Origin of the sequence: Sulfobacillus thermosulfidooxidans (assembly GCF_001280565.1) — a bacterium.
Lineage (GTDB): Bacteria > Bacillota > Sulfobacillia > Sulfobacillales > Sulfobacillaceae > Sulfobacillus > Sulfobacillus thermosulfidooxidans_A.
Genome location: NZ_LGRO01000002.1, coordinates 425,735 through 449,980 on the forward strand (window position 1 = coordinate 425,735; position 24,246 = coordinate 449,980).

25 protein-coding genes, 6 tRNA genes and 1 other RNA gene are annotated in these 24,246 nt (G+C 48.8%); 3 read left to right on the plus strand and 29 right to left on the minus strand.

Going from position 1 to position 24,246, the window contains the following annotated elements; genetic code table 11:
- Positions 1-205: 205 nt before the first annotated feature.
- The 9 genes from mreD to AOA63_RS17630 form a co-directional block, all read right to left on the minus strand.
- Positions 206-721: a rod shape-determining protein MreD gene (mreD, locus tag AOA63_RS17590; RefSeq protein ID WP_053961062.1), complete on the minus strand. Its 516-nt coding sequence runs from the start codon at positions 719-721 to the stop codon at positions 206-208.
- Entirely contained in the window at positions 721-1,590 is an 870-nt protein-coding gene (gene mreC / locus AOA63_RS17595) for a rod shape-determining protein MreC (protein WP_053961063.1), read from the minus strand. The genes mreD and mreC overlap by 1 nt, the downstream gene beginning before the upstream one ends.
- Positions 1,591-1,613: 23 nt before the next feature.
- Positions 1,614-2,648, minus strand: coding sequence for a rod shape-determining protein (locus AOA63_RS17600; RefSeq protein WP_020376561.1), 1,035 nt, complete (start codon positions 2,646-2,648; stop codon positions 1,614-1,616).
- 54 nt (positions 2,649-2,702) lie between these two features.
- Positions 2,703-3,377 carry a RadC family protein gene (radC, locus tag AOA63_RS17605; protein ID WP_053961064.1) on the minus strand — a complete coding sequence of 225 codons (675 nt, stop codon included), beginning with the start codon at positions 3,375-3,377 and terminating at the stop codon, positions 2,703-2,705.
- Positions 3,374-3,955 (minus strand): Maf family protein, encoded by a 582-nt coding sequence (locus AOA63_RS17610; RefSeq protein WP_053961065.1) that lies wholly within the window; start codon positions 3,953-3,955, stop codon positions 3,374-3,376. The genes radC and AOA63_RS17610 overlap by 4 nt, the downstream gene beginning before the upstream one ends.
- Positions 3,956-4,219: a DUF4321 domain-containing protein gene (locus AOA63_RS17615; RefSeq protein WP_053961066.1), complete on the minus strand. Its 264-nt coding sequence runs from the start codon at positions 4,217-4,219 to the stop codon at positions 3,956-3,958.
- A gap of 142 nt (positions 4,220-4,361) precedes the next feature.
- Entirely contained in the window at positions 4,362-5,615 is a 1,254-nt protein-coding gene (locus AOA63_RS17620; RefSeq protein ID WP_053961067.1) for a bifunctional folylpolyglutamate synthase/dihydrofolate synthase, read from the minus strand.
- Positions 5,612-8,245: a valine--tRNA ligase gene (locus AOA63_RS17625; RefSeq protein WP_053961068.1), complete on the minus strand. Its 2,634-nt coding sequence runs from the start codon at positions 8,243-8,245 to the stop codon at positions 5,612-5,614. The genes AOA63_RS17620 and AOA63_RS17625 overlap by 4 nt, the downstream gene beginning before the upstream one ends.
- Before the next feature lie 415 nt (positions 8,246-8,660).
- Complete coding sequence (locus AOA63_RS17630) at positions 8,661-8,927, minus strand: co-chaperone GroES (RefSeq protein ID WP_020376568.1); 267 nt, start codon at positions 8,925-8,927, stop codon at positions 8,661-8,663.
- Between the two features lie 165 nt (positions 8,928-9,092).
- On the opposite strand from AOA63_RS17630, the gene AOA63_RS17635 reads away from it, so the two are divergent.
- Positions 9,093-9,998: a hypothetical protein gene (locus AOA63_RS17635; protein ID WP_053961069.1), complete on the plus strand. Its 906-nt coding sequence runs from the start codon at positions 9,093-9,095 to the stop codon at positions 9,996-9,998.
- Here the strand turns inward: AOA63_RS17635 and AOA63_RS17640 are convergent.
- Entirely contained in the window at positions 9,974-10,510 is a 537-nt protein-coding gene (locus tag AOA63_RS17640) for a GNAT family N-acetyltransferase (protein ID WP_053961070.1), read from the minus strand. The genes AOA63_RS17635 and AOA63_RS17640 overlap by 25 nt on opposite strands.
- Positions 10,511-10,751: 241 nt before the next feature.
- Between AOA63_RS17640 and AOA63_RS17645 the strand changes: the two genes are divergently transcribed.
- Entirely contained in the window at positions 10,752-11,102 is a 351-nt protein-coding gene (locus AOA63_RS17645) for a DsrE family protein (RefSeq protein ID WP_053961071.1), read from the plus strand.
- A gap of 2 nt (positions 11,103-11,104) precedes the next feature.
- Positions 11,105-11,704 (plus strand): histidine phosphatase family protein, encoded by a 600-nt coding sequence (locus AOA63_RS17650; RefSeq protein ID WP_053961072.1) that lies wholly within the window; start codon positions 11,105-11,107, stop codon positions 11,702-11,704.
- On the opposite strand, the gene yihA is transcribed toward AOA63_RS17650, so the two are convergent.
- The 19 genes from yihA to smpB all read right to left on the minus strand — a co-directional run bounded on the left by yihA (position 11,694) and on the right by smpB (position 24,234).
- A complete protein-coding gene (gene yihA / locus AOA63_RS17655; protein WP_053961073.1) occupies positions 11,694-12,266 on the minus strand; it encodes a ribosome biogenesis GTP-binding protein YihA/YsxC in 573 nt (190 codons plus the stop codon). The two genes, AOA63_RS17650 and yihA, sit on opposite strands and share 11 nt — an antisense overlap.
- A complete protein-coding gene (gene lon / locus AOA63_RS17660; RefSeq protein WP_242848416.1) occupies positions 12,250-14,595 on the minus strand; it encodes an endopeptidase La in 2,346 nt (781 codons plus the stop codon). The genes yihA and lon overlap by 17 nt, the downstream gene beginning before the upstream one ends.
- A gap of 105 nt (positions 14,596-14,700) precedes the next feature.
- Positions 14,701-16,389 carry an ATP-dependent protease LonB gene (gene lonB, locus AOA63_RS17665; protein WP_053961075.1) on the minus strand — a complete coding sequence of 563 codons (1,689 nt, stop codon included), beginning with the start codon at positions 16,387-16,389 and terminating at the stop codon, positions 14,701-14,703.
- A gap of 211 nt (positions 16,390-16,600) precedes the next feature.
- Positions 16,601-17,872 (minus strand): ATP-dependent Clp protease ATP-binding subunit ClpX, encoded by a 1,272-nt coding sequence (gene clpX / locus AOA63_RS17670; RefSeq protein ID WP_020376577.1) that lies wholly within the window; start codon positions 17,870-17,872, stop codon positions 16,601-16,603.
- Between the two features lie 49 nt (positions 17,873-17,921).
- Positions 17,922-18,548: an ATP-dependent Clp protease proteolytic subunit gene (locus AOA63_RS17675; protein ID WP_053961076.1), complete on the minus strand. Its 627-nt coding sequence runs from the start codon at positions 18,546-18,548 to the stop codon at positions 17,922-17,924.
- Positions 18,545-19,861, minus strand: coding sequence for a trigger factor (gene tig, locus AOA63_RS17680; RefSeq protein WP_053961077.1), 1,317 nt, complete (start codon positions 19,859-19,861; stop codon positions 18,545-18,547). Before tig ends, AOA63_RS17675 begins: the two co-directional genes overlap by 4 nt.
- Before the next feature lie 108 nt (positions 19,862-19,969).
- Positions 19,970-20,044: transfer RNA gene (locus tag AOA63_RS17685), tRNA-Gly, on the minus strand.
- Positions 20,045-20,050: 6 nt separating this feature from the next.
- Positions 20,051-20,134 (minus strand) — tRNA-Leu (locus AOA63_RS17690).
- A gap of 1 nt (position 20,135) precedes the next feature.
- Positions 20,136-20,211: transfer RNA gene (locus tag AOA63_RS17695), tRNA-Arg, on the minus strand.
- A gap of 34 nt (positions 20,212-20,245) precedes the next feature.
- Positions 20,246-20,322: transfer RNA gene (locus AOA63_RS17700), tRNA-His, on the minus strand.
- A 16-nt stretch (positions 20,323-20,338) separates the two neighbouring features.
- A tRNA-Arg gene (locus AOA63_RS17705) sits at positions 20,339-20,415 on the minus strand.
- A 9-nt stretch (positions 20,416-20,424) separates the two neighbouring features.
- Positions 20,425-20,501: transfer RNA gene (locus AOA63_RS17710), tRNA-Pro, on the minus strand.
- A 61-nt stretch (positions 20,502-20,562) separates the two neighbouring features.
- Positions 20,563-20,748, minus strand: coding sequence for a hypothetical protein (locus tag AOA63_RS17715; RefSeq protein WP_053961078.1), 186 nt, complete (start codon positions 20,746-20,748; stop codon positions 20,563-20,565).
- Positions 20,745-21,464, minus strand: a complete 720-nt coding sequence (locus AOA63_RS17720; RefSeq protein WP_053961079.1) for a COG4280 domain-containing protein — start codon at positions 21,462-21,464, stop codon at positions 20,745-20,747. Before AOA63_RS17720 ends, AOA63_RS17715 begins: the two co-directional genes overlap by 4 nt.
- A gap of 42 nt (positions 21,465-21,506) precedes the next feature.
- Positions 21,507-21,998, minus strand: a complete 492-nt coding sequence (locus tag AOA63_RS17725) for a metallophosphoesterase family protein (protein ID WP_053961080.1) — start codon at positions 21,996-21,998, stop codon at positions 21,507-21,509.
- The gene (locus tag AOA63_RS17730; RefSeq protein WP_053961081.1) at positions 21,998-22,597 is read right to left on the minus strand and encodes a non-canonical purine NTP pyrophosphatase; all 600 of its coding nucleotides are present in this window, start codon (positions 22,595-22,597) and stop codon (positions 21,998-22,000) included. Before AOA63_RS17730 ends, AOA63_RS17725 begins: the two co-directional genes overlap by 1 nt.
- Positions 22,590-23,324, minus strand: coding sequence for a ribonuclease PH (gene rph, locus AOA63_RS17735; protein WP_053961224.1), 735 nt, complete (start codon positions 23,322-23,324; stop codon positions 22,590-22,592). Before rph ends, AOA63_RS17730 begins: the two co-directional genes overlap by 8 nt.
- A gap of 67 nt (positions 23,325-23,391) precedes the next feature.
- Positions 23,392-23,747: a transfer-messenger RNA gene (ssrA, locus tag AOA63_RS19135) on the minus strand.
- Positions 23,748-23,772: 25 nt separating this feature from the next.
- A complete protein-coding gene (gene smpB / locus AOA63_RS17740) occupies positions 23,773-24,234 on the minus strand; it encodes an SsrA-binding protein SmpB (protein WP_053961082.1) in 462 nt (153 codons plus the stop codon).
- Positions 24,235-24,246 lie beyond the last annotated feature (12 nt).

Below are 24,246 nucleotides of genomic sequence, written 5' to 3' on the forward strand. Positions count from 1 at the left end.
TCACAGATGTCGTCGGTACATGGATAATGTCGTCATGTGTTTGAGAAGTGGATATCCCTGCGCCCTCTATCTCCCGGTGAAAAATATGGAAAATTTCACATGGGTAAAACTTCCAGACCTTCGACGGTGTTTAAACAAGGTACAGATGCACGGATATTCCTTGTGTCCTCATTATCTTTTTACGCGATCGGTGTCGGCACCAAGGTTATGATGAAAGTGACCGATAACGTGAACGGCGACGGCCCCGTGAACCAAACCCAATAATTCCCCCTAAAGCCGGGGTAAACAGCATCGAAAACAAAATCCAGACTGGTAAAGGCCGAGAAAACACAAACCATGAAAAATGGTATCCAAACACATACAAAAGTAACCACTGAAATGGCAGGACCACCACTTGGCTTAACGCCGCAATCAAACCCGGCACAAAGATGGGATCGCGGACTATCTTTTGCTGGACGGTTGCGACGGCATAACCCAACAATGCAAAGGTTAGGGCATTTAATCCGATTAACCGTCCCGCCCACAAATCTTGCATAAGTCCTCCCAACAGACCGGCCCACATGCCCCGTTTGGGCGTTTCATGCAAGGCAATCAGCACCGTCACCGAAAGCACTGCATTAGGCACATAACCGCCTGGAAATATTTGCGGTAATAAGGCAACTTGAATCAACAATGCCAGAAGATAAAGGACAAGCCATGTTCCTATCCGCAAACGGTCCATTAACTATTTCCTCCACCAAATACCGGAGGAATGCTCGCTCCCGAAGGATGCGATTCCACCACCATCACCGTTTGCAGACGGTTAAAATCAACAGCGGGCTTGATGGTCGCTGTCTCTGTCAACCCATATTGATTGTGTGACACCGATACCACTTGCCCAATGAGCAATCCTTTCGGATAATATTGGCTTAAACCTGATGTCGCAATGACATCGCCAGGGAGCACATCGGGTTTACTTGAAAAAAGTTGGAATTGCAGTAACCCCGTGACGGGATCCTGGCCCAATACCACCCCCGTTGATTGTGAGCGGACATCTAAAGCCCCAATACCGCTTTTCGGATCCAAAATCAACATCACGGTTGCCGTACTGGGACCGGCCGATAACACGCGACCGACCACGCCTTGTGGTACAATCACAGCCATTCCCGCATGCACGCCATTGTTCGTGCCTTGATCAATGACAACCGTGTCAAACCAGCTGTCGGGATTCCTGGCAATAATGCTGGCCGGATCCAGTTTCCAACTTCCCAAGGAATGCTCTAATCCTAATAGACCCCGTAATTGACCATTTTCCGCAAGAACTTCCGAGAGTTCCAACTTCATACTGTTATACTCCAGCAACTTCCGTTTCAATTCGCGATTTTGTTGTTGGAGCGTAAAAATGTCCCCTATGGTACTGACTCCTAATCCGGTTTCACGCCCAATAAACGCCATACTGGATTCCGCAGGAGACACGACGGTATTAATGATGTTGCTTAACCCGACAACTTTACCGCGTATGCGGGCGGTCAAGCTTAAACTCACCGTGACAACCATGACGACTAACACCGTGATGAGCAACCGTCGCCAACGGTATATGAATCCGCCCACTGCGTTACCTCCCCTTCCTCCTCTTAGCGTCGATTACGGCGGCGGAGCGCTTCCAGATGGTGCATATCTTCTAGAACCATTCCCGTTCCCCGGACAACGGTCAATAGGGGTTCATCTGCTTGATGCACGGGCATTCCTGTTTCCGAGCTCACTAACTTGTCGAAATTGCGCAAGAGGGAGCCTCCACCTGTCATCACAATGCCCCGATCCATAATGTCCGCAGCGAGTTCCGGTGGTGACTTTTCCAAAGTCGCTTTAATCGCATCCACAATGGTGTTCACCGTTTCACTTAATGAGCGCTGGATTTCGGTGGAATTAATTTTTAGGGTTTTTGGTAGACCCGTCACCAAGTCCCGTCCACGCACGTCCATAGTTTCTTCATGATCGGGAGGATACGCGGACCCGATGGTAATCTTAATTTCTTCGGCCGTCCGTTCTCCAATCATCATATTGTATGTCCTTTTAATATGATTGACGATAGCATCATCCATCTCATCGCCGGCAACGCGAATCGATTGCGACGTCACAATACCGTCCAAAGAAATAATCGCCACTTCACATGTCCCGCCCCCCACATCGACAATCATATTGCCGGTGGGCTCATTGACTGGCAAACCGGCACCGATGGCCGCCGCCATGGGTTCTTCTACGACTAACGCCTCTTTCGCTCCTGCCTGTACGGCAGCATCCTTAACTGCCCTTTCTTCCACACCTGTGACCCCTGAAGGCACGCCAATTACCACGGTAGGGTGAATCATACGCGAATTATTCGAGGCTTTTTTGATAAAGTATTTGAGCATCGCCTGGGTCGTATCAAAATCTGCAATAACCCCATCTTTTAAGGGCCGGACAGCACGAATATTACCGGGAGTCCTTCCCACCATCTGTTTAGCTTCTTGTCCTACCGCAATAATTTCACCAGTCATGGTATCGATGGCCACCACAGATGGTTCTTGCAAAACAATCCCTCGACCCTTGACATAGACCACCGTGTTGGCCGTTCCTAAATCAATTCCCATGTCTTTTGCAAAAGACCCAAATAAACTTCTTATGGGCACAGAATAATCCTCCCTTTAGATCCTATAGGTCCTAGATCCCCTAGGTTCAAGCACTTAATTTGTTAGTTCTGTTAGTTGTCCTTGATGGACACTCACATGACGGGATTTTCCCACTATCACATGGTCTAATACAGGAATCCCCAATAAATCCCCCGCATCCTCTAACCTTTTGGTTAAAGACCGGTCGGCCCTGGAGGGTGAAGGATCCCCACTAGGATGATTGTGTACAACGATAATGGAAGCACAAGACCACCCAACAGCCCGCTTAAAGATTTCGCGTGGAAACACCTCAACGCTATCGAGCCCCCCTCGAAAAATGGTTTCGATCGCTAGCACCTGATTTTTGGTGTTTAAAAACAACACACGAAATTCTTCTTGATTGAGTCGAATCATATCTTCCATCAAAATGACAACATCTTCCGGGCCGGTAATCCGGTTTCCCATTTCTTGACGCCGCACCCGATTCCCAATCTCCAATGCTGCTAATAAAAGAGCCACCTTGGCTTGTCCCAACCCTTTTATCTGCAGCAATTCTTGAACCTGCCGGCGGCTTAAGGCCTGCCATCCATCTTGCAACAATGATCCACTGAGTTCTAAGACCGATTGGCCCGATGTTCCGGTTCCAAGGAGCACGGCCAGTAACTCTCGGTCTCCTAATACTTTGGCCCCGTGGCGCATAAGACGCTCCCGGGGACGTTCTTCGCTGGGCAGGTCTTGGACCCGGCTCACACCCCACGCTCCTTGTCCCAGTGGGATAACAACTTTTTGACAAGACGAGTGGGTAATCCAATGACGGTTTCCACATCGCCTGTGAGTTCTTTAATCCACTCCCCAGCCCGGCCTTGAATGGCATAGGCTCCTGCCTTATCCCAGGGTTCCGGACTGGCTAAATACGCATCGATTTCACTGTTAGACAGCGCCTGAAATGTGATCTCCGTACAGTCCACTTGGACATATCCTCGTTGCGATAGCGGATCCCAAATCGCCACCGCCGTATACACCTGATGACGATGATCCGACAGTTGGCGAAGCATATCCTGGGCATGCCCCATCGACCGCGGTTTGCCAAATATCTGTCCGTTATAGGAAACAACGGTGTCCGATCCAATAATGAGACACTGAGGATGGCGTGTGCCCACCACGATGGCTTTGTGTGCCGCCAGGCGCCTCACCAAATCATGGGGTGTTTCCGGAGTTCTGGCTGTTTCATCAATGTTTGCAGCATCAACAATAAATGACAAACCTATTTTCGCCAATAATTCACGGCGTCGTGGTGAGGAAGACGCTAGGACATAACACTGTGCCATCTAAGCCTTCCTCCGTTGAAACCACCACAAACCACCTAAAAGACCTATGATTCCGCCAAGATTCAAGTCGAGCCATATTCCCAAATCCAGGCCAAACACTCCCAGATTCAACGTCCAAGGACCCGCAGGCGTCCCCAATTCAAAATAGGAGTGACCCAAAGGCGGCCATAACGGCGCAAGAAAGTGCCCCAACAATGAGCCCACTAATCCTCCAATCAGGACGTAAATCAGTGCAATCCATCCTGAACTTTTTCGACCGTGCATGACAAACTCCTCCGGTATCCCGGCATTTCGTGACGCATCGCCTGTTTCCTCGACAAAAACTTAGGCCTTGTTCAGCATAACATTCGTGAGATACTCACGGCAATCATGGAAAAGATTCCTTCATTGGACAAATTCTCCTGCATTATTTGACGAGGTTTCCCGCGTGTTTGCGTCGCTGTTGCAGAATATAACTAAGCAGTGCTAACGAGCCTGTCGTTAAAATCGCCTGGTTTTCGGCAGTTCGCTCAAAAGCCTTTTGCACCGCATCCCATGGGTCCTCAACGAAATCTGCCTCGGGGCAGATGGACAAGAGACTTTTCGGATCTCCTCCCCGTTCGGACGGTACACGCGTGAGAATCACATGATGCGCATAGGGCACTAACATCTTTAACATCTCTTCTGCCGGTTTATCGGCCAACGCACTAAACACGATGGTCCATTGGTACTGTTGGTAAGGTTCCATCTCTAGAGTTTCGAGCACGCCTCGAATTCCATGAGGATTATGTGCTCCATCAATAACCCATAATGGGTGGCGATGAAGTACTTGAAACCGACCCGGCCATGAAAACCCCGCCCATGCCTGCAATACCCGTGACCAATCGCGGATTAACCCGTCTTGAGCCATGACCTCCACTGCAGCAAAAGCCGTCGCGACATTTTCTTTTTGATATGCCCCTAAAAGGGGCACAGATAATGGTCCGGCGGGACTCTGCCCAAACACACCCTGTTCGCCCACATTGGGAAACCATGATGGTTCCACCACCCTAACCCCCTCGTGTCTCGCCCGCTCCATAATCACGTCACGGGCAGCAGGGTAGGGTTGACGCGCCAATACCACTTGCGATCCCGGTTTGATTATCCCAGCTTTTTCAAAAGCAATCGCTTCAATCGTGTTACCTAGGCGATCCATATGGTCAAAAGCCACCGGTGTAATCACGGCTAAATAAGGGGGATCAATAATATTCGTGGCGTCAAGCCGTCCCCCCAGCCCTACTTCCACCACCGCAATATCCACGTTCCAGTGATGAAATGCTAGAAACGCCAATGCCGTAACCGCTTCAAAAAAGGTGGGAACATCCTGAAGTTTTCGGCCAGCGTGTTCCACTGCTTCACCTAATTGGTCCCATAATGATTCAGGCATAGGTTGCCGGTTGAGCATCACCCGCTCATTAATATGTCCCATGTCCGGTGAGATGGTTAGGCCGACGCGTAAACCTTGTGACTGCAACGCCTCCGCAATTAATGAAGCGGTAGATCCCTTCCCATTGGTTCCTGCTACGTGAATGATGGGATAGCCTTTTTGGGGATTATCGAGGGCCTCTAAAAGTTCTCGAATGCGTTCAAGGCCCGGGCGAATCCGAACACGTTCGAGGTCTTCCCACCAGTTTTCTTTCACTGTAAATCCTCCCAGCGCTCTTTGAGACGGGTAATTCGCGATACGAGTTCTTCGCGTTGCGCCTTGGCTTTAGCCACGACTTGTTCGGGGGCGCGTTCGAGGAATTTCTGATCGTTCAGTTGCCGCTCGATACGCTCTAATTCTGCTTGTGTTTGATCCATCATTTTTTTGACTCGAGCCGCTTCCTTTTCTAAATCAACGACCCCTTCCAACAATAATGAGAGACTTCCTCCCAAAGCTACCCCGGTTAGGGCATGGTGCGGTTTGGAAACCTTCTCACTTTTTACATGCCAGGCAATATCCTGGGCTCGTAACAACTCCCGAATTGCCACCTCTTCCTGCCGCCAATCGCCAAGAACTGATGCGTTATCCGCTACCGCAAAAAATTGCACCCGTTGTCCCGGAGGGAGATTGACCTCGGCCCGCAGATTGCGTCCGGCACGGATGAGACTCTTCACCCGCTCCATTGTCGCTAAAGCCTGCTCGTAGCCCGGTAGTGCCGTCACCTTGGGCCAAGGAGCAATCATGATACTCTCGCCCTGATGTGGAATGGATTGCCACAACTCCTCTGTAACAAAGGGCATGAAGGGATGCAGCAGTTTTAGCGATTGTTCCGCAACATAAATTAGTGTGCTTAAGACGTCGTCAGCTTCCGCCGGATATTCACGGAGACGAATTTTGCTTAACTCAATGTACCAGTCGCAATAATCATCCCAGAGAAAATCATAAATAGCCCGTGCGGCTTGCCCAAATTCGAATTCATGCAACCAAGCCGTCATTTTCTCTATGGTTTGATTCAGTTGCTGGACAATCCATACATCTTCGACGTGGTGGGGATTAAGAGGTTTGAGCACAAAATTCTCTGGCAAATTCATGCGCACATACCGAATCGCATTATAGATCTTATTCGCAAAATGACTCGCTGCTTGCACGCGTTCATCACTGTAGCGCTGATCATTGCCAGGGGCTGAACTGAGCACTAATGCCATCCGCAGCGCATCTGCTCCATAGCGTTCAATAACGTCCATGGGATCAACACCATTGCCCAACGATTTACTCATCTTACGCCCTTGGCTATCTCGTACCAAGCCATGCAGCAACACGGTAGTAAACGGTTTTTGACCAGTAAAATGGATCCCTTGCATGATCATCCGTGAGACCCAGAAAAAGATGATGTCATACGCCGTGGACAAGACAGATGTCGGGTAAAAGGTTTTCAAATCCTCCGTCTTCTCGGGCCACCCTAACGTCGAAAATGGCCATAACGCCGAAGAAAACCACGTGTCTAATACATCTTCGTCTTGGTGCACGGGACCACCACACACATCACAATGATCGGGAGCCTCTCGAGCCACCATCACGTGATTACAACGATCACAATAATATGCAGGAATGCGGTGTCCCCACCATATTTGCCGGGAAATACACCAATCGCGGATATTTTCCATCCAGTTCGTATAGATTTTCTCAAACCGCTCCGGCACAAATTTAATGGCCCCCATGCGCACAGCATTCAAGGCGGGTTCGGCTAGCGGTTTAATCTTCACGAACCATTGCAAAGACAAGAGGGGTTCAATAACTGTTCCGCATTTCTCGCAATGTCCTACCGAATGAATGAGATCTTCTTGTTTCTCGATCGCGCCCACTTCGCCGAGATCTTTAATAATACGCTGACGCGCTTCATACCGGTCCAACCCCTGATAAGGGCCAGCTGCCTCGGTCATGTGCCCATCCTCGTCAATCACAGCGATTTGCGGCAGCTGATGACGCTCACCCATTTGAAAGTCATTGGGATCATGAGCCGGGGTGACTTTGACCGCTCCCGTTCCGTATTCAGGATCCACATAGGTATCGGCGATAATAGGGATAATGCGGCCGATTAAAGGCACCTTGACCTGATGCCCCACCAAATGTTGCCAGCGTGCATCATCCGGATGGACCGCAATCGCCGTATCTCCAAGCATGGTTTCGGGCCGGGTGGTCGCGACCACAATGTCTCCTGGTTCATCGACCAACGGATAACGTATAAACGTTAAGGTCCCTTTTTCATCGTCGTGTTCGACTTCAATGTCTGATAACGCTGTGCGGCATGAAACACACCAATTGGTTATATAATTACCGCGATAAATAAGTCCTTCTTCATAGAGACGGACAAATACTTCGGTAACCGCCTTGGAAAGACCCTCATCCATCGTAAATCGTAGTCGGTCCCAATCCACCGAAGCCCCCAATTTTTCTACCTGCCGGAGAATCTCTCCGCCGTACTTCTCTTTCCATTGCCAAACCTCTTGAATGAAGGCTTCCCGTCCAATACTGCGCCGGTCAATATTCTGACTCCGCAATAATTCTTCGACCTTCATTTGGGTGTGGATTCCCGCGTGGTCTGTTCCTGGCAGCCATAACGTATTGTCCCCTAGCATCCGGTGAAAGCGAATCAGAATATCTTGCCAGGTGTTGTTCAAGGCATGTCCAACGTGCAAAATCCCCGTCACATTGGGAGGTGGCATGACAATGCTAAAGGTAGGAGCTTCGGGATTCATATTCGGTTTAAAATATCCGTGCTCTTTCCAAAAGCTGTACCACTTTTTTTCTACTTCATGCGGTGAATATTGAGCACTGAGCTCAACCACGCGAAATTCCTCCTTTGATTCTGATCCTTTGATCCTCTGAGCATGCCTACAACGCTGATAGCACGAGAAAACCTCGTCAAACGCCATTGTCCAAAAGACGGCTATATCGTCTCAAATGCCCATGAAAATTTCATGCGAAATGTGTTCAAAATTTTTCACGATCACCAAAAAGAGACCCTCTTCGCTAAGGGCGAAAAGAGTCTCTTTCGCGGTACCACCTTAATTCGCCCTAAAATCTTTAGGGCCTCCTTTTGCGATAACGGGCAAAACCGTTTTAGATTGCCAAGGCTAACCTTGACTCACTAAAACACCTCGGGGTCCACCTGCAAGTCATCACGCACGAAGATTTCACCAAATTACTTCGCTCTCTACGCGTTTGTGTCCCGCTTCTTCCCGTCATCGGCAAAAGATATGATTAATCTTCCACGACAGCCAGAATATCGTCAGTCGACAGAATGAGGTGTTCCTCATTGCCAATCTTGATTTCGGTGCCGGCAAATTTGGCAAATAAGACCCGCTGGCCTTCCTTTACCTTAATGTCTTCACCATCGCCGACTGCTACGATAAGACCGGTCTGGGGTTTATCTTTGGCAGTATCGGGTATGTAAATACCACTCTGAGTCCGTTCCTGTTCCTCCACCAGTTTTACCAGAACGCGGTCCCCTAACGGCTTGACCTGCATTGGAAATATCCCCCTTGGATGGTGTATCTGATGTTCCACAAAAATCGTGGCATCTAACATTATATCGTACAGCCTAAGCGTGTCAATGAACCAACCCGGGCTGGTCTCAAACCTGTCCTCTATGCATAGTGTGGATTGATATCCATCGCTGAGGAGGATGCTGTGATGAAAAATCCCCGAAAATGGAAGAAATGGATCCTTCCCTGGCTGACGCTCACCTTAACAGCCTGCGGACAGCACACACCAAAGCCACCTCAACCTTCATGGCCTATAGTGCGTGTTTCGGTCAATGTGTCATCACCTTTTCTCGCATTGCCCCTTTATATTGCCCAGAACCTTCACTTGTTCCAAGATGAACATATTCGTGTAGACATCGTATCAGCCAATCACAGCGAGCTCATGATTGCGGATACTGTCAAATCATGGCCTGTTTTAGGCTCCTTGGCAAGTCGTCCTGATATGTTTTTGGTAGCCCCTGCCCCAGATCCACATTTTCGTCTAAGAGTCTTAGACCGTCTTCCCGTAGAATATGCCGATAATCTCCACATCTCCATTCCCTTACTGCAGAGCATTATGACACTCAATCGTACCCATCCCTATTTGGAGACCGTATCCTTTAGACATATACAGAATTTATGGAAGCAGCGTCACTTACCCTGGGCCATCGTAACTCTTCAACAATTTTATCAACTACACCAGCAAGATCCTCACACAGTGATTTTGAACTGGCTAGGAGCGTCCACCGGTGCCATTCCTGCCCTGACCATCAGTGGCCATAGTAAAGACAGCGTGCAATTTCTTCGGGCCATCAACCTCGCATTATGGTACATCCATACATCATCCCCAAAAACCATTGCAGGTATTCTTTCCAATCCTCAGGAAAAGTTCCTGCCACAACAAATAGCTCAGGGACTCCATTATGGATTGTGGCCCGTTACAACCTATATATCCCCCAGCGAATATAACCGGGGACGAGCATTATATAGTTTAAGCACCAAGGATACCTGGCCCCCTTATTACGCGGGCGTTGATAAAGATTTAGCCACTCAAGCTTTAAGTGCAGCATATTGATGTGCCCATGATTCCATGAGCACCAGTTCTGTGCTGCCTTCTAGACGTCCTGATGCGGCTAGCATGGCGATCTTTTTAAATCCCGCTTTTTCATAGGCGCGAATTGCTCGATAATTATCTTTTTTCACTCGTAAATAAATCTTATTGAGTCCATAGCGGACATAGGCCACATCCAACACATCTAAGATGGCCCCAGAGCCATAGCCTTGATTCCAATATCGTTTATCGCCAATAGAAATCCTCAGCTCGGCTTGCCCATTGCGCCAGGTGATATGCTCTAATTCCACGTCCCCAATCAACTGACCCTCTTCGGTCTGAATAGCAAATCCCAGGCGAATGGGACTCGTCATTAAGTCGCGCCACCAGCCAAGATCAATCTGGTTAGCCCGTCCAAATTTCTTCCCGCTAAGCTCGGTAATTTCTTCATCTTCATCCCATAACAGCAACATTGCGAGGTCGTCATCCTTTAATTCCCGGATATAGCGGTAACGACCCTCCAAATCCAATACCATGTATTTCTTCACCTCGTCTCAATCTCACTTCTTCAATTCGACAGAAGAGAGCTCGTCTCCTGTTTTCTCGAGTGAGACGCGGAGGACTTTCTTCTGGTAAGGCTGGGAATATCGACCTCCCATCTTTCTCGGTTATCATAGTCAACACCACAGTAGAATGTGCACATCTCCCGAATCTCCCGAACCTCCCAACATTCGGTATAATCAATGTCATACTCCCATAAAAGGAGGCTCTATCATTATGGCCAAATTGTTAGTCTTGATTGTTTCCGGTCCCAAGGATCCCGCTAAAGTTAAAGCAGGATTAGGCTTTTCTATAGTGTCCCAACAAAGCGAACAAGTAGACGATGTCAAAATTTGTTTCTTTGCTGACGGTGTAGAAGTTCTTGCCCCAGAAGCCATCCAGCCATTTGAGTCCCTCATCCATAAGGTGCAAGAGTTGGGAATCTTTACAATGGCGTGTCAATTACATGCCGAGCAAAAGCATCTAGACGATGTGATTCGCAAGGAGCAACCGACTATTGATTTGCACTATGTGGGTGAAGATCTGGTCAAAGCCTTGACGGAAGGATACCAATTCGTTAGTTTTTAACTATGGACACTTTTGCGTCACGCACCTTTTGGGTTATGCGGCATGGTCGCCCTGACTTACCCCGTAACCCATTTTTCATGGATCACGACCAGTTTAACCGATATTTAGAAGCCTATGACCGGGCCGCCTTAAGTGACGTTGAAACACAGCGATTAACCGCATTATTTCAACAATATCCGGTTCCCGATTTGGTTATCTGTTCGGATTTGCCAAGAGCTCAAGCCACCGCCGAGCTCTTTGCTCGGTCATCCCCTATCATTGTCGACCCAACATTTCGGGAAATTCCCGTCTGGCTTCCCGATTCGTCTACAAGATTTCTCAAGAGCCGTTGGCCCGAAGAATTTTGGTGGAGTTATTTGCGTCTAAATTGGTTTCGGGATCAGGGCCCCGAAGGTAAAACGCGTTCTCGTCAACGGGCTCAGGAAGCCATCACACGCTTGCTGGCGTATCAAGAAGGACACCAACGCATCGCGCTGGTGTCCCATGCTGGATTTCTGTCCTTACTGATTACCATGCTGCATCAGCAGCACCGGATTAAAGGCCCGCTTCTCCCGTCCATTCGTTTTGGCCGGCCAACCAGGTATACATGGATTAAATCGTAAGACCCAGTCCCCTAATTGCCTCTTTGACCTTGTTCAGGCCTTCACCAGTCCGGTTCGATACGGGATATATGGTGCGGTGGTACAATTCTTCCAACCGTTGAATCCGGTTTTGCTGTTCCGTTTTGTTTAGGCGGTCCAGTTTAGTACCCACCACAGCCAAAAACAGATTACGCTCACTTGCCCATTGCAATATTTGTCTTTCCTCATCTTCGGGATCACGCCGGATGTCTTGCACGAGAATTCCGCCGATTAAGGGTTGTCGGGATGACAGATACTCTTCTACGGCTTGGCCAAATTCATCCCGGATGGTCTTGGAAACTTTCGCATAGCCATAGCCTGGTAAATCCACCAGGTACCAGTTTGCCATTTGGTAAAAATGGATTCGCTGGGTTTTACCCGGGTTACTACTCACGTGCGCCATTTTAGAGCGGGTGAGAGCATTGATTAAGGATGACTTGCCCGCATTAGACCGCCCTAAAAAAGCCAGTTCGATCAAGCCGTCTTTGGGCATTTCCGCTATTGTCAAGCATGACGCTACGAGCCGATTACTTTTGGGGGGCAATTTCTTCCCTCACAATCTTCTGAGTGAGTGCAAATTCCAGCACTTCATCCAAATGCTCGACAAGATGAATTTGCATGGAGCGCCTGACATTGCGCGGCAAATCTTCTAAATCGCTCTCATTATCTTTCGGCAAAATAATTTCTCGAATTCCCGCGCGATGTGCTGCCAACGTCTTCTCTTTGATACCCCCCACCGGTAACACGTGTCCACGGAGGGTAATCTCACCAGTCATCGCAATTTGGGATTTGACCGGAATATTACTTAGAGCCGAAACCATGGCCGTCGCCATAGCAATGCCCGCAGACGGGCCATCTTTGGGTATTGCGCCTTCTGGCACGTGCACATGTAAATCCAAAGTTTCATGGAAGGATGGATCGATGCCAAATTCCCGTGCACGAGAACGGATGAAGCTATAGGCTGCGCGCGCACTTTCTTGCATCACGTCCCCTAATTGCCCCGTCAGATTCAAATGGCCTTTCCCCGGCATGGTCGTGACCTCAATCGGCATGACATCGCCCCCAGCCTCGGTCACAGCGAGCCCTGTTACAATTCCCACCTCATCTTGGGATTCTTTGGTACGGTGATGGACTTGGTGAGGTCCTAAATATTTTTCAAGATTGTTCACTGTGACCCGTACCGTCCCCTGATAGCCCTGAACGATTTCGCGTGCTACTTTGCGGCAAATGGCCCCTAATTGGCGTTCTAACTGCCTTACCCCTGCTTCGCGCGTGTAATGGCGAATAACGTCGGCAATGGCATGCTGGCTAATTTCCACCATTTCCGGTTTCAGTCCATGATTTTCCATCTGTTTAGGCCATAAATATTGAAGGGCGATGTGCAGTTTCTCTTCTTCAGTGTATCCAGGGATGACAATGGTTTCCATCCGGTCCAACAAGGGTTTGGGGATGGTATGCAAGACATTAGCTGTCGTAATAAACATGACATGGGATAGGTCAAAAGGCACTTCAATGTAGTGATCCGAAAAATGGGAGTTCTGTTCCGGATCCAAAACCTCCAGCAGCGCCGCGGATGGATCCCCCCGAAAATCCATCGCCATTTTATCGACTTCATCGAGCAAAAATAATGGATTTTTGGATCCCGCCTGTTTCATGCCTTGAATAATCCGTCCCGGTAAGGCCCCAACATACGTGCGCCGGTGACCGCGGATCTCGGCTTCATCCCGCACGCCCCCCAGCGAGACTCGAACAAAATTGCGTCCGGTCGCCCGGGCAATGGAACGGGCCAATGAGGTTTTTCCGACCCCTGGCGGACCTACTAAACACAAAATAGGCCCTTTAAGACTTTGAGACAGCTGACGCACCGCCAAATATTCCAAAATGCGGTCTTTGACCTTTTTCAGCCCGTAGTGATCTTCGTTGAGAATTCGTTCCGCTTCGGCGACATCAACCCGTTCATCGGTTTCAATGCCCCACGGCAGATTTAATAACCAATCGACATAATTGCGCACGACCACCGCTTCTGCCGACATTGTTGGCATTTTTGCCAAACGGTCAATTTCCCGAGAAATTTTCTCACGAATTTCGTCTGTTAATCCCTGGGTGTCGGCCAAGCGCTGTCGGAGTTCTTCCACTTCACCTAAATGGTCGTCAGCTTCCCCGAGCTCCTTTTGAATCGCTTTCAGTTGCTCGCGCAAGTAATACTCTTTTTGAGTCCGCTCCATTTGTTTGCGGACCCGGATGTTAATGCGTTTCTCAATCTCTAACAATTCCATCTGACGGGACAAGATATCCGACACTTTTTTTAACCGCTCATCTGCTGAAAAGATTTCCAACACTTCTTGCTTCTCGGCAGTGCGAATATCCAAGTAACTTATAATCGTATCGGCAAGCCGACCCGGATCATCGACATTCATACTTAATGATGCTTCACCGGGCATTTTTTTCGAATTTTTAATGTAAAGTTCGAACAGATCCACCACAGCGTGCATCAAGGCCTCAGTTTCATCGGTGATTTCGTTATCTTCAGCCACCGCTTCTACAAGAGCCTCAAAATATGTTCCTTCATCGGTAATCTTATGTATGATAGCCCGGGATCGACCTTCCACAACCACTTTCGCGCCGCCTGTCGGCATTTTCAAGAGCTGCTTGACTTCTCCAATAATCCCGACCCGATACAGATCATCTTCATGCGGTTCATCTAGACGCGTATCTTTCTGCGCGACAAAAACCAACTCTTGTGAACCCAGCATCGCTTGTTCGAGCGCTTTCAAACTGCGTTCGCGACCAACCTCCAAGGGTACAACCATATACGGGAAAAGGAGCACACCCCTTAGCGGAAGCAATGGCAGTTGAGTTTCCACGTCATGCATCCCCCTATCTGATAGACCTATCCTCTTCTATCCTAACCATAATACTCAAATACATGAAAAGAGACGACCCTTTTCAATAAGGTCGTCTCAGACTTTTAAGAAAGTCTACGAAGGCATGCTTGCCGAGGGACTGGCCGTGAGCAAATCCGTTGGCACCAAAGCTGTTGTGCCTTTCGTCGCTTCCACAGCCAAGGCCATATCGATAGCTTCCTGCAAACGGTCAATGGCGATAATCTCAATGCCGGGATGATCAGCAAACGCCTGTTGCCAATTGTCCCGGGGAATTAATACACGGGTGCAGCCAGCTTGTTTAGCCGCTTCCACTTTTGCAACAATCCCGCCAACCGGCTTAATATAGCCACGAATCGATAACTCACCTGTCATCGCTATCCGCCCGTCACACGGCTTGCCTGTCATGGCAGAGTACAAGGCTGTGGCAATTGCGACCCCTGCCGAGGGCCCATCAAGGGGAACCCCACCGGGAAAATTAACGTGCAAATCAAAGTTTCTCGGTTCCACGCCACATTGGTTGCGTAATACGGTCAACACATTTTCAATCGATCCGCGCGCCATCGACTTCCTGCGAATAGTTCGTCCCGATGTCCCCATCTCTTCTTCATCAACGATGCCGGTGACATATAGTTGTCCACTGCCCTCACTCACGGGATTGGCCACTGCCTCAATATCAATGACCGTGCCTAGGTTGGGCCCATAAACGGCTAAGCCGTTGACAACACCCACTTGGGGTTCGGATCCCACTTTTTTGTCCGGACGAGGATTGTATTGTCCGGAGGTAACGACCCATTCCACATCGGCCTGGGTCATAGTTCGCCGTCCTTCGGTCAACGCAAGCCCACAGGCTATTTGAATCAAATTGACCGCTTCTCGGCCATTGGTCGCGTACCGTTTGACCACATCAATGGCCCCGCGTTCGGCCTCCATGCCCAGTTTATTCACCGCATTGGTTGCAATCACCTGGATTTCATCGGGCAATAAGGCCCGGAAAAACACTTCCACACAGCGGGAACGAATGGCCGGCGGAATCTCATGGGGTTGCCGGGTTGTCGCACCAATGAGTCGGAAATCCGCCGGCAAGCCATTTTCAAAAATATCTTGAATGTGAGTCGGGACATTACTATCTTCCGAATTATAATACGCGGATTCCAACATCACTTTGCGATCCTCTAGCACCTTCAACAACTTATTGAGTTGAATGGGATGCAGTTCCCCAATCTCGTCAATGAAGAGAATACCACCATGGGCCTTTGTCACCGCACCCGGTTTGGGTTGCGGTATCCCGGCCATCCCTAAAGGTCCCGCGCCTTGATAAATGGGATCATGCACCGAGCCGATAAGCGGATCTGCAATACCGCGCTCATCAAACCGGGCTGTTGTGGCATCCAGTTCTACAAATTTAGCGTCGGGCTGGAACGGTGTCCATGGCGTTTTCTTGGCTTCTTCCAACACGAGCCGGGCCGCAGCTGTCTTGCCCACGCCAGGCGGTCCGTAAACGATAATATGCTGGGGATTGGGCCCACATAGCGCGGCTTTCAAAGCCCGTATCCCTTCTTGTTGGCCGACAATTTCATCAAACCGGGTGGGTCTGGTCTTTTCCGACAACGGTTCGCTAAGATGAATGGAGCGAAGGCGCCGTAACTTCTCAATTTCCTTTTTTGATTCCCGTTCTACGGCAACCTTGTTACCTTGTTGGGATTTCAACAGATTCCAAAAATATAACCCTATGACAATCGCAAAAAAGAATTGAATAAAGGTGACGATGTTGGTGAGATTCACCGTACCCCTCCTTCCGCGCTTTGGCGAAAATTTTTCGAGTCCTCGCTCACATAAGATAGAGTGACCGAAAATGGGGACGAGCAGACGGTCAATTGATGGACATCATGGATCTCTTCCCTATGGGAATTATGCCCAGTTTCTGCCGAACTTATGCACGAAAAAGCCTCCCGCCAAGGAATCCTTGGACGGGAGGCAAGGGGCCTGATAGGATTTAGGCCGTTTCTTCTTTCTGTTTCTTGGCACGTTTGGCTCGATCTTGCGTGACAAGCAGCGGCTCTTCATGTTTTTCGACGACATCTTGGGTAATGATGCACTTGGCGATGTCGGTTCGGCTTGGGATATCATACATGACATCCAACATAATATCCTCGATAATCGCCCGCAAAGCACGCGCACCCGTATTACGGCGCATGGCTTCACGCGCCACTGCCCGAACAGCTTCTTCTTTGAACTCCAATTCCACATTATCCAAAGTCAACATCTTCTGATACTGCTTGACTAAGGCATTACGCGGCTCGGTCAAAATTTTGACTAAAGCTTCCTCATCGAGTGCATCCAACGTCACCAATATCGGCAAACGGCCAACAAACTCCGGAATTAAACCAAACTTTAAGAGATCTTCCGGCATAATCTTGGCGAGAACATCACCAATATTGTTTTCAGGCATTTGGATTTCTGCATTGAAACCCAGACCCTTACGCCCAATCCGGCGCTTGATAATCTTGTCGATGCCATCAAATGCTCCACCGACAATAAAGAGAATGTTGGTCGTGTCAATTTGAATAAATTCTTGATGAGGGTGTTTCCGTCCACCTTGAGGGGGAACAGACGCAACGGTGCCTTCCAAAATCTTCAAGAGAGCCTGCTGCACACCTTCACCGGAAACATCGCGTGTGATAGACGGATTTTCCGATTTCCGGGCAATTTTGTCGACCTCGTCGATGTACACAATACCCTTTTCGGCTTTTTCCACATCATAGTCGGCCGCTTGAATGAGCTTCAGTAAGATGTTCTCCACATCTTCTCCAACATATCCCGCTTCCGTTAACGACGTGGCGTCGGCGATGGCAAACGGCACATTTAAGATCTTTGCTAAAGTCTGAGCCAGAAGCGTCTTACCTGAACCGGTAGGGCCTAACATCAAGATATTGGACTTTTGCAGTTCAACGTCATCGACTTTACTCCCTAGGTTGATCCGTTTGTAGTGGTTATATACCGCGACCGATAGGGTCTTTTTGGCACGGTCTTGTCCCACGACGTACTGGTCGAGAATGGCTCGGATTTCTTGCGGTTTCGGGATGTCTTTCAATTCGAATTCAACGTCATCACTGAGTTCTTCCTCAATAATTTCGGAACACAGCTCGACGCATTCGTCACAAATATAGACACCGCCAGGCCCAGCAATTAATCGCTTGACTTGATCCTGGTATTTACCGCAAAACGAGCACTTTAACTGACCTTTTTCATCGGTGAACTTGAACATTATAAGCCCCCCTCTTTGACACCCCTACAATCACCAAGCTGACCATAAGTTATTCTTCAGACTTTTGTTCCGAATCCGCCTTGCTGCGGGGAGTGACCACTTCATCAATGAGATGATAGGCTTTTGCTTCCTCCGCTGTCATCCAGTAGTCACGTTGAGTCTCTTCCAAAATTTGTTCAACTGAATGATTGGTGTGCTTGGCTAAAATTCCGGCCAGAGCCTCTCGACTCCGCAATAGCTCTTTCATCTGTATTTCCACATCGGTGGTTTTACCGCCGAGATTGTTAATCCACGGCTCGTGAATCATGACCCGTGAATTCGGCAAGGCAAACCGTTTACCTTCTGCCCCACCAGCCAAGAGCAATGCCCCCATACTGGCAGCCATACCGACACAAATGGTCGAGACATCAGGTTTAATATATTGCATCGTATCATAAATTCCCAAACCAGCACTAACTGAGCCGCCAGGAGAATTGATGTATAGATGAATATCGCGGTCGGGATCATCACTTTCTAGAAAGAGCAATTGAGCAACCACCAAATTCGCCACATCATCATCAATAGCGTTTCCTAGAAAAATGATTCGCTCTTTTAACAGACGCGAATAGATATCATAGGAACGCTCTCCGCGGTTGGTTTGCTCAACAACCATCGGAACGAGGTAACCAAAACTCATTGTTCACTCTCCCCTTGTCCGCCGGCCACCGTAGAGGCCAAATACGTGCTGGCCTTAGACAACAGAATATTGGTTCGCAAAGCCTCAAATTCACCAGAACTCCTAAAAAGGCGAACCATATCACTTAAGGGTTGCCGGTACATATCGGCAACGGGTTTGATCGCTTGAATAACCTCTTCGTCACTGACCTCAAAACCTTGTTGCTTTGCGATAGCTTCAAGCAGTAATTCTTCTTTCACGCGCTCTTCAGCGGCAGGTCGAAGCTCATCGTGTAAGGCCTCAGGTGTGATTTGTCGGCTTTCCAAATATTCCTGCGTGCTGGCTCCTATACGCGCGAGCGTGTTTTCTAATTCATGCAACTGGTTGTGAATGGCTTGATCAACCAGAGCTGAAGGCACTTCAACAGACACACGCTCTTTTAGTTTACCCAAGATGGTTTGTAACCGAGCATTTTTGGCTTGCTCTTCCAATCTGGTTTTTAAATTATTCGTCACTTGCTCACGTAATTCCTGCAATGATTCCAAACCAACTGCTTTGGCTAAATCATCATTGATTTCCGGAATATCCGGCCTTTTATTCTCCACAACGGTCAATTCAAACCGAACGGGTTTCCCTGCTAAAGAAACATCGGGATGATTTTCCGGATAGGTGAGTTTAATCACCTGAGGTTCATTGACTTTGAGGCCAATAAGCTGGTCTTCCAATCCCTCTACGACGGTCCCCGCACCGACTTCAATCGTATAGGCATCGTCATCAACAAACGGTTCCGAATCGTCCTCGCCGTCATCCAAAAAACCTTTAAGGCTGACAACAATCCGGTTTCCTTTCGCGACAGGTTCATCATCAGCGGGAACCATTTGGGCTTGACCCTTAGCGACCAACGCTAATTCGGCATCAATTTGCTCGTCGGTTGGTACGGGAATCTCCAAAGGTTCTTGCAAAAGATCTTGATAATCCGGCAAATCAATTTGTGGCTTTGATTCCACCTCAATATCAAATTCAAAGGGCTGGCCATCATCAAGTTTCACGATGTTGATCTTTGGCTCTGCCACGGGTTCAACGGATACTTCACTTAATGCTTCATAATAGCGGTTCTCGACCAGTTGCTGAGCAGCTTCTTGGAGAATAACCTCCCGACCCACAAAACGTTCAAAAATTGGGCGGGGAACTTTGCCCCGACGAAATCCGGGAATATTGTACTTGCCTACGACGTTGCGAAAAGCTTTATCCATCGCTTTAGAAAGATCACTGGGGTCAATGGTGACGGAAACCTTTGCGACTGAATTCGGTAACCGCTGTAATGCCACTTGCATTGTTGTGTAATTCCTCCTCAATACCCGTTACAAATAAACTCATTATAACACGCCCCGGGACAGTATCCAAGCCATGCAAAAAACGAGGCGCTCTACCGCCTCGGCAAATGGAGCGGAAGACGGGATTTGAACCCGCGACCCTCGCCTTGGCAAGGCGATGCTCTACCGCTGAGCTACTTCCGCATTGAATGGTGCGAGGGAAGGGACTTGAACCCTTACGCCTTGCGGCACGAGATCCTAAGTCTCGCATGTCTGCCATTCCATCACCCTCGCCTGGTGCGCCCGGTAGGATTTGAACCTACGACCTGCGGATTCGAAGTCCGTCACTCTATCCACTGAGCTACGGGCGCAAAAAATCCCGGCATACCGGGGAAGAAACTTTTTTGGGGTGAATGAGGGGACTTGAACCCCCGACCCCCAGGGCCACAACCTGGTGCTCTAACCAACTGAGCTACATCCACCATGTTAAACAATTCTTGGTGTCCCCGGCAGGACTTGAACCTGCGACGCCGGGATTAGAAGTCCCGCGCTCTATCCAACTGAGCTACGGGGACGCCTCTGTCTGGTCGGGGCGACAGGATTTGAACCTGCGACCCCTTGCTCCCAAAGCAAGTGCGCTACCAAGCTGCGCCACGCCCCGATTCGAAGCATAAACACTATATCATGGTTTTATCACTTCGTCAACGCAAGAGGCAAATCTCTTAAGACCGACGTACACTCCACATAATCGAACCTGCTATGAGACCAAAAAGTACCAGACCTGACAATCGCGCTAATCCAATATGGGCTAATAAGAATACGATAGCTAAGGAAATAAGGCTCAATACCGCCAAAAGGGGATCATCGACAAATAAACCATACACTTTCTTTAGCCATTTCATGGTCATGAGGCCCGCATCCCGTCCTTCTTTAACATACGAATGGAGAGCAGGCTAATTAAGACATAACCCGCAATCAAGAGCAACAATGTAGCATCAGACAATGGCCAGTTAATTCCCATTGACTGCCCTGCCCAAAATGTGCCAAAGCTGGTTAACATCACACCGACGACAAATTTCAAAGTATTCTCAGGTACTTTGGCTAAAGGAGCGCGTAACGAAATGCCCAACAATAACACAAGACCTAGCCCTATTGCTGCCCCAGCGATCGCGCTACCAAAAGCATGGGCTCCTGAACCCATAGTTAAAATAATGACAACCACTTCCAAACCTTCTAACACGACGCCATTATACGCGGTGGCTTGGGCTTCAAAACTCCCTTTATTGCTTGCCTTTAACCGACTAATCTGTTTTTCATAGGCTTCTTCTTCATTGTGCAAGGCTTTTAAGCCAGCATAACGTAATATCGCCTTTCGAATCCATTTCAACCCGAACAGGAGCAGCAATATGCCAACAATTCCCTGCAAAATCTGTAAGGGAATAACGCGCAATATTCCTTCCCCTAAAACGGCGACCAATAATGCCAGCGTTAAAATACCATAAAATACCCCTTTGAGAGCAGGGCGAAACCCATAAACAACTCCCGCGGCCAGCACAATCGATAATGCCTCAATAAATTCGACCGACGAGGCCAAAAGTGACGCGATTAAAACATAAAAATTCACTTAAGTGCCCCCTTTATAACTTAAGCCATATTATACTATGTATTATGTTTTCGATGAAAAAGGTAGGTCTTCCCACCAAATCTTCAGCTGATCTTTAGTTTCGCCGACAATCCACCCGACCCCAGGCGGAAAACCTCGCGGCCGAAATACTGATCCAGGATTGAAAAAGATAGTTTCCTCATGGACAAACTGTTGACGACGGTGAGTGTGGCCAAAAATCACGATATCCAAAAGATGACTCTGGGCAAAATGCCAAAGCCCTTGTTGCCGGCGGGAAGATAACCATTGATGCCCATGAATGACTCCAAAGCGGATATGATCTACAGTCCAGATCGTTATCCATGGCGCAGTTTCTTCATGGTCGTTATTTCCTTGGGCTCCATAATAGGGCACACCAAAATTTTCGGCCAGCCACTTCCCATCGCGGTAAAAATCTCCAGCCCCAATGACCCCATCAAGCAAAACAGTAGAAGCTATGAGGGGTTTCAACCGCTCGAGATGCCCATGAATATCGGCCACAACCAAATACCGCATTAAAGAGCCATCACCTGTTGGATAATGGGAATAATCCCTTGAACGGCCATACCTCGGTGGGATACTCGGTCTTTGAGTTCCTGACTCCACTGGGCAAATGAACTTTCTCCGTCGATGCTGAAAATAGGATCGACTCCAAATCCTGCTTGCCCTTTCGGCCATGTCAATATTCGGCCTTCAACCACTCCTTCTGCAAAAAATACCAAACCATCAGGAGACGCCAAACAGAGAACCGCCCGCATCCGAGCCGTCCGTTGAGGCCAGGGCACATCAAGTAATCTCAACAAAATTTCGCGCGTATTTTCCCAACTATTGTCACTCACAAAACGGGCGGAATGAATTCCTGGCTGACCTCCTAAGGCATCGACTTCTACACCAGAGTCGTCGGCCAAAGCCCAGTGCCCTGTTCGCCTTGCAACCGCCCGTGCTTTCAGTTCAGCATTTTCACGGTACGTTGTCCCGGTTTCCTCAACAATTTCCTTGCCGCCAAAATCGTCTAAAATCAAACGAATATTGGTGGACGCAAATAATCGACGAAATTCTTGTAACTTTCCCGGATTATGCGAAGCTAAAATAATAGGCGGGTGAACCCTATCCAATTAACAACGCTCCTTCTGGCAAAACCGATTTCTCTAAAGCAATTAATTCATCAATAGCCGGCTCAACAAAGTCGAGCAACAAGTCTAACTGGGCTCGCGAGAAAAGACCATGCTCGGCTGTTCCTTGAATCTCGATTAACTGATGTTTGCTGGTCATGACAACATTCATGTCCACACCAATTTGGGAATCTTCATGGTAATTGAGATCGAGATACACGTCCTCACCATGCAAACCGACGCTTATCGCAGCCATCCAATCTTTCAGCGGTTTGGTGGTGAAGGCCGACGTTTTATGAATTTTCGTCAACGCTTGTGTTAACGCCATAAATCCCGCTGTAATCGCCGCCGTGCGCGTTCCTCCGTCCGCTTGAATGACGTCACAATCCAACAAAATACTTTTTTCGCCTAAGGCCTTAAGATTGAGTATAGCCCGTAAAGAACGACCAATCAGACGTTGAATCTCAATCGTTCGACCTTGTTGACGTCCTCTGGCAGCCTCACGCATCGTGCGTTCATGAGTCGCCCGGGGTAGCATCCCATATTCTGCCGATACCCAACCTTGACCGCTTCCACGAACAAATGGAGGAACTTTGTCTTCAACCGTTGCTGTGACTAAAACGCGTGTATTGCCAACAGAAATTAGACACGATCCTTCAGCCCAGGCATTGAAACCCAATTGAAAATCTACAGGACGAATCGCATCATTACTTCGCCCATCTTGACGCAACCCCATGAGACAACCCCTCTCAAAACGTTCTAAAAAAAACTCCCACCCTGTTGGCGGGAGAAAAACTTGGTGGAGGCGGGGACGTGCTGCCCGTCCCGTCCGAAGACACGTCGTGCCGGACCCCTACGAGCGTAGCTGTGAAATTCGTCTCACCAAGCAGTGTCGTACACAGCGCGGCATCTGCATGGCCAGCCCTTAATTTCCCTTGATATCTCGGGCCTTATACCAAGGTATCCTACATTTTTACGCCACGAATCCGAAGGTAGGAACTTGGGATTCAGGCGTTAGCTGGGATTAAGCAGCTAAAGCGTAGTTTTCTTCAGTGTTGTTGGCACTTAATGATTTCCTGCTGTTTAACGAGGCACAGGACCTCGGCTCGCGTTCCAACACCCCGTTCATCCCCGTCGAATCTAGTTCGCCCCCATGCAATATCAACACCATCCAACGGTTATACCCGTTGTTTAAGCGCTCGTTCAATCCGCCGATTCGCGTCACGTTGTGCTATCGACTGCCGCTTATCATAATTCTTCTTACCACGGGCTACTCCGAGCGCCAATTTTGCGCGTCCGTGTTTATCAAAATACATCCGGACAGGGATTAAAGTCATCCCGTCTTGTTGGACACGAGCTGCCAGTTCCCGCAACTGCTTGCGGTGCACTAACAGCTTCCGACTCCGGTACGGATCATGATTATAGCGGTTACCGTACTCATATGGTGCAATGTGGCAATTAAATAGAAACAGTTCCCCTTTGTCAAATCGCGCGAAACTGTCCCGTAAATTGACACGTCCTGCACGCAACGATTTGACTTCCGTGCCTGTTAACACCATTCCAGCTTCGATAACCTCGTCAATAAAATAATCGTGACGAGCCTTTCGGTTCTCGGCAATGGGTTTTTCATTTCTCGCCATTGAACATAACCC